Annotated in this window: 6 protein-coding genes and 1 pseudogene; 1 reads left to right on the top strand and 6 read right to left on the bottom strand. The window is 32.0% G+C overall.

All coding sequences use genetic code 11. The features are described from left to right. The 5 genes and pseudogenes from EXE10_RS20165 to EXE10_RS20145 form a co-directional block, all read right to left on the bottom strand. Positions 1–264: pseudogene (locus EXE10_RS20165) on the bottom strand (hypothetical protein); the annotation flags it as partial. A gap of 3 nt (positions 265–267) precedes the next feature. Next, positions 268–861 carry a recombinase family protein gene (locus tag EXE10_RS20160; RefSeq protein ID WP_130114532.1) on the bottom strand — a complete coding sequence of 198 codons (594 nt, stop codon included), beginning with the start codon at positions 859–861 and terminating at the stop codon, positions 268–270. 125 nt (positions 862–986) lie between these two features. Next, a complete protein-coding gene (locus tag EXE10_RS20155; protein ID WP_130114531.1) occupies positions 987–1,601 on the bottom strand; it encodes a hypothetical protein in 615 nt (204 codons plus the stop codon). A 152-nt stretch (positions 1,602–1,753) separates the two neighbouring features. Next, entirely contained in the window at positions 1,754–2,254 is a 501-nt protein-coding gene (locus tag EXE10_RS20150) for a hypothetical protein (RefSeq protein WP_130114530.1), read from the bottom strand. Between the two features lie 655 nt (positions 2,255–2,909). Continuing rightward, positions 2,910–3,827, bottom strand: a complete 918-nt coding sequence (locus EXE10_RS20145) for a replication initiation protein (protein ID WP_130114529.1) — start codon at positions 3,825–3,827, stop codon at positions 2,910–2,912. A gap of 253 nt (positions 3,828–4,080) precedes the next feature. Here EXE10_RS20145 and EXE10_RS20140 point away from each other — a divergent pair, with 253 nt between their 5' ends. Beyond that, positions 4,081–4,605: a plasmid replication DNA-binding protein gene (locus EXE10_RS20140; RefSeq protein WP_130114528.1), complete on the top strand. Its 525-nt coding sequence runs from the start codon at positions 4,081–4,083 to the stop codon at positions 4,603–4,605. A 22-nt stretch (positions 4,606–4,627) separates the two neighbouring features. On the opposite strand, the gene EXE10_RS21780 is transcribed toward EXE10_RS20140, so the two are convergent. Continuing rightward, a partial coding sequence (locus EXE10_RS21780) for a hypothetical protein (protein ID WP_213073868.1) occupies positions 4,628–4,903 on the bottom strand: 276 nt, incomplete at its 5' end.

The raw sequence follows: 4,903 nt of genomic DNA, 5'->3' as shown, positions 1-4,903 counted from the left end.
TTTTATAATTAAATCATCAATATGATTAAAAGAAGTCAAAGCTTGTTTGTTACTTATTTCATAGTTTAATAAGTAATCTAAGTGTTTACGATGTTCACAGACATCATAGAATATATTTTTTGCTTCACAGGCAATTACCTCACTACCTTTTTGCACTTTCCATCTTTTATAAATTTTCCATGCTACAAAAGAAGGTATTCCTGCTGAAATTAGAGCAACAATAATATCTTTCACATATCCCCAATTTACAGCACAAAAATCCATTCCTTATTCCTTTAAAACTCGATACACAGTAGCTACGCCACAATTAACAGCTTTTGCTATTTCTTCTTTTGTTAAACCTTTAGCATTTAACTCTTTGATTCTAGCATGTTTAGCTGTATCAGCTTTTTTACCTGTGGGCTTATATCCTGATCTTTCCAAGCCTTGTTTAATTCTCTCACGGCGTTTGTCATTGTCTAACCTTGCCATAGTTGCCAACAAATCTATCAGCATGTTATTTACAAGATTGAGAATAGAGCCTGTGATGGTATCTGTTGAACTGATAAGCATGTGTGTAGTTGGCAAATCAGCAACAACTAGCTTTAGTCCTTTCTCTTTTATACGCCCTTTCAACACATCAAAATCAGACTGAGAAAGCCTAGATAGACGGTCTACACTCTCAACAAGCAACGTATCACCATTTTCTGAATCATCTAATAACTTGTTTAAAACAGGTCTATCTAGCTTAGTTCCAGATTCGTTTTCAATGTATTCGTTTACATCTCCTTTGATGGATTTAGCAAACTCTCTCAAATCATCTAATGCTCTTTCTGCATCTTGATCTTTGGTACTGGCACGGACATAAATTCTAGTTGTCATTTCTCATTTAACTATAAAACGTTAAGTACAAAGATAATACTATCATTTAATTAATAATGATAGTCTATTGATAGCATTTTTATCATTTAATTCTTTTATCTTTTGTGTATAGTCCAATGATAGCTCTATTTTTCTATTGAGCCTTTCTTCATCCCATAAATTATGAAATGAATTAACCATGAGATAATCAAATATGAAGTCAAAAAAGCTAAGAAAAAACCAAAACCTATAGCAGTTTGAATTAAAAAATAATCTTTAAAATGAGACTTCCCATTCTCAATGACATTATTAAATCTTGTTGCATCGTTTGGATTGATAAATTCTATCCGTCCGTAGTTCGAAGTAAACGCAACAGGATTCTTTCTACAATTATAAGATAGCCCTTGATGTATCGTGCATAAGCTCCCTTCTAATGTTCGACTACTTACTAAAGATGATATGTTAACCTCACGATCTTCAGAAAGATGTGGGGAAAATACGCTAATTGGAAAATCAAAATTTATTAGTCCTAGGAACTTGTCTGGAGACGTATTTCCATATTTTAGAAGAAGGTTATTATTGTTAATCTGATCTATTTCACTCAATGGTACTTGAACAAACATACAAGAGTTTTCACTTACATCACATTGTACAAACTGTCCTTTATTAAAGACAAAGTCTTGTTGCCCTAACCAAAAACTAAAGATTAATAAGGGGATTGCTAAAACCAATGTTAAGCGATAAAACTGTTGTTTAGACAAGCGAATACAACCTTGATATATAATTAAAAATCCTATTTATTATAGTTATTTATTGAACTAAAAGGATAATTTAGGCTCATCTACGTGAATAAATGTGCATGATTGCCCTGCTAATTAATTTCTATTCACGTACAGACAATAAAAAGCACCATTTAAGGTGCTTCAATTAGTCTTAGCTTTGCTTTATTTATGATTGTGTATCTCTTTTTCCCACCTAACAAACTTAAGTCATGTAGCTTCTGATTCTTTAATGCTGAACATGTAGATTCAATCTTTTTATCTGTCACTTTTCTATCCAATGTATTCAAAGGGAAATCAGAATAATAAGATTGAATATGATCAATACCCTGTATTTCACCACTAGAATATATAGTGATGTAAAACTGCTGAAATGACTTTTTAGATGGATGATTTCTATGTAAATGTTTCCTAATCACATACATCATTGCTACATCTTCATTACCTTTCTTTTTTCTTAGGTAATCTCTAAATCTCTTATCATCAAATTTAAGAAGCCAATTCTTAGCAACATTTTTAGCTTCCTCAACATCTAAATCATTTACATCTACAAATATTGAATATTGATACAACCAATCATAGTTGGTTAGATAATTAACTATATGTCTTACTGTTTTATCCTCACTATTCTCCATCATCTCTCCTCTAAACTTATGACTGATTCTTTAAGATAATTACTTAAGATTATACATCCTATACTTACACTTATTTCCCCCCTAAAATAGCTACTATATAATTAGAATAAAAATAATCTAAAAGCCTTTGTATAAAAGAGTTTTAAGAAGTTATTTCATTAAAATATGAAGAGGAGTAATTTACAAATCATTATCCGTATTAGTGCGGTAAATATCAAGATGAATATTTACATAAATTTTATTTTTATAGGTATTGTGACTGTCACTGCTTAACGGTGAAATCCATCCCCCTTATAAAAGACCGACATTCAAACAGAAATATCTGTGTACCTATTGGTTATCAATCATTCATATTTTTAATTTTGAAAAATATTGAATCAAAACATACCAACATGCTTAACATTTTGAGGTAAACAAGGCATTTAAAGGATAATAAACTATTGTTATTAAATAATTTTAAGCTATAAGAGAACTAAAAGGAGTAATTTTGATATGTTATTTAACACCTATTATTAGCACACCCATTTAGAGCATAAAATATTGATATAATTAACTATTAACAGATAAAGAATACCCAAAAACAAACAACAACAAAACAAGCCATAATTACAATCGTTAACAGATCAAAGTAAACGGGCTATTATCTGATTTAGGCTTATCCAGTCTCACTCTTTCGATGGCGATAATAAGTTGCTCTACTAATCCCTAATGCTTCCCAAGGCTTCGTGCTAGCTTCTGAATCATCAACAGGTAATCGCTTAGATTTCTTACCACCTATAGCCCCTTTACGGCGCTGTCTATCAATAAATTCTTGGTAAGCGTAGCCATCACGTTTCCAACAGTAGCGAGCTATAGACTTTGCAATCCCTTTGATCTCTCCATATTGCATAGGCTCTGTAATGCCCTCATTGAGCTTTAGACAGTGATCTATGACAGTCTGTAGCCATTGGTTATATGTTTTCCCTCTGAACTCTCTTACCGCCGTGTATGCCCAAAAACGTGCTGTATGGAATACATAACAATTCCGACCTAGTCCTATAGCTTCATCTTGCTTAATTGGTTTATTTGCTTCTTTCCAATCAATTTCTAACTTACTAGCAAGCTCATTCAATGAGTATGGCTTATCACGTAGCGTATATGCTCTCCATTGCTCGTGTATGGGGTTTTTTGCTATTAAACCACTGTATCCTACATCAGCATTAAATAAGCTCTGTAATCGCTTTAAAACAGCATTAGCATAGATGATTGGTTTTATTTTACTGGCGTTTGTTTTGTAGACTGGTGTTTTTAGATTGAAAAATATATGCGAACGCCCATTCTCTTTATTTTCTACCAATAAATTGGGTAAAGGGATTCCTGTCATTGAGTAAAGAATTTCAATCAATGAGGATTCATAATCCAAGTCTAAGATTAGGTAATTTTGATAGTACGGATGATCAGGCTGAATATAAATATAATCAACAGCTACAGCTTTTGGACGTACTAACAAACCATGCTCAAGATTATTTGTGCAATATGGTTTGTTGGGTAACTTGTCTGTAAATTGCTCTAAGCATAATGATAATTGTTGCATTGCATAACTTCACTGTTTGCAAATGCACTTTTGTTCTGTATTATTGGATACAGATCATGTGCAAGCGTGTTCTAAGGATTCAACCCTGTAACTTCTCTACCGCCAAGTTTTGAAAGTTACGGGGTTTTTCATTTTCTAGGAACAGTTTTACCACACTTCCTGTCATAACTAAAACAACTCTTACTCATTACCTTTCATCAATTTAAATCAGCTATTATCCTCTTAACTAATTATCAGCTTGTCCTAATTCTCCATGCCTAAATTCACCGTAGCCGAGTTATCTAAAAAATATGGTATTGCTCGTACATCAATTTATGATCGTATGAAGAACGGTACTATTAGCTATGAGATTGATGATAAGAATCGAAAGGTAATTGATTTAAGCGAAATGCAAAGGGTGTACGGTACGCCTGACAGTAAGGCTACAAGTAAGGCTGACAGTGCAGAAATTGACAACACTACAATCGAGTTGTACAAACAATTAATTGAAGAACTTAGAAAAGATAAACAAGATGCAAAAGTACGTGAAGAGCGTATGTATAAAGAGATTGAATCATTAAAAGATAAGATTGATAACTTAACTTTAGCTTTGGGGTATACACCTTTAAATATTCAGCCTGACAGTGAGCCTGACAATAAAGATGAACAAAACCGTACAAATAGAGACTTACAAGAAAATGTACAGCCTGAAACTATTAAGAAAGTAGAAACTACTAATCCTTCTCCCACTCTAATCAATCGTTTTGAAAGAGGTATTAAAGCCTTCTTTAGAAAGTGATACTAATTAACCTGATATGTTTTTAGAAATTATATAAACTGATTTCACTTAGAACTAACTTAACTTTTGCTAAGCTATGTTTATAATTTTTAAAATAAGAATCAGGTTTATCAAGATTTTTTTCTAGTGACTCCCTGATTTCAACTATCGAATTTACTAGATTGTGATCATCATAACGATCCATGATTTTATTAATATGGTCATGTAGTTTACTGATAGAACGCTGATAAGTTTCTAATGAATTTTTTTGTTTTGTGTCAGTAATATTTTCACAAAGAAAAGATATCTGATCATTAAT

This window comes from Acinetobacter sp. WCHAc060033, from assembly GCF_004209125.1.
Classification (GTDB): Bacteria; Pseudomonadota; Gammaproteobacteria; order Pseudomonadales; family Moraxellaceae; genus Acinetobacter; species Acinetobacter wuhouensis.
The sequence above is the reverse complement of the archived record's forward strand: the minus strand, read 5'-3'. Positions and strand labels throughout refer to the sequence as shown.

Bases quoted from the DNA above. Each gene is read 5' to 3' on its own strand.
- EXE10_RS20150 (WP_130114530.1), bottom strand. From the start codon at position 2,254: ATGGAGAATAGTGAGGATAAAACAGTAAGACATATAGTTAATTATCTA.
- EXE10_RS20140 (WP_130114528.1), top strand. From the start codon at position 4,081: ATGCCTAAATTCACCGTAGCCGAGTTATCTAAAAAATATGGTATTGCT.
- EXE10_RS20145 (WP_130114529.1), bottom strand. From the start codon at position 3,827: ATGCAACAATTATCATTATGCTTAGAGCAATTTACAGACAAGTTACCC.
- EXE10_RS20160 (WP_130114532.1), bottom strand. From the start codon at position 861: ATGACAACTAGAATTTATGTCCGTGCCAGTACCAAAGATCAAGATGCA.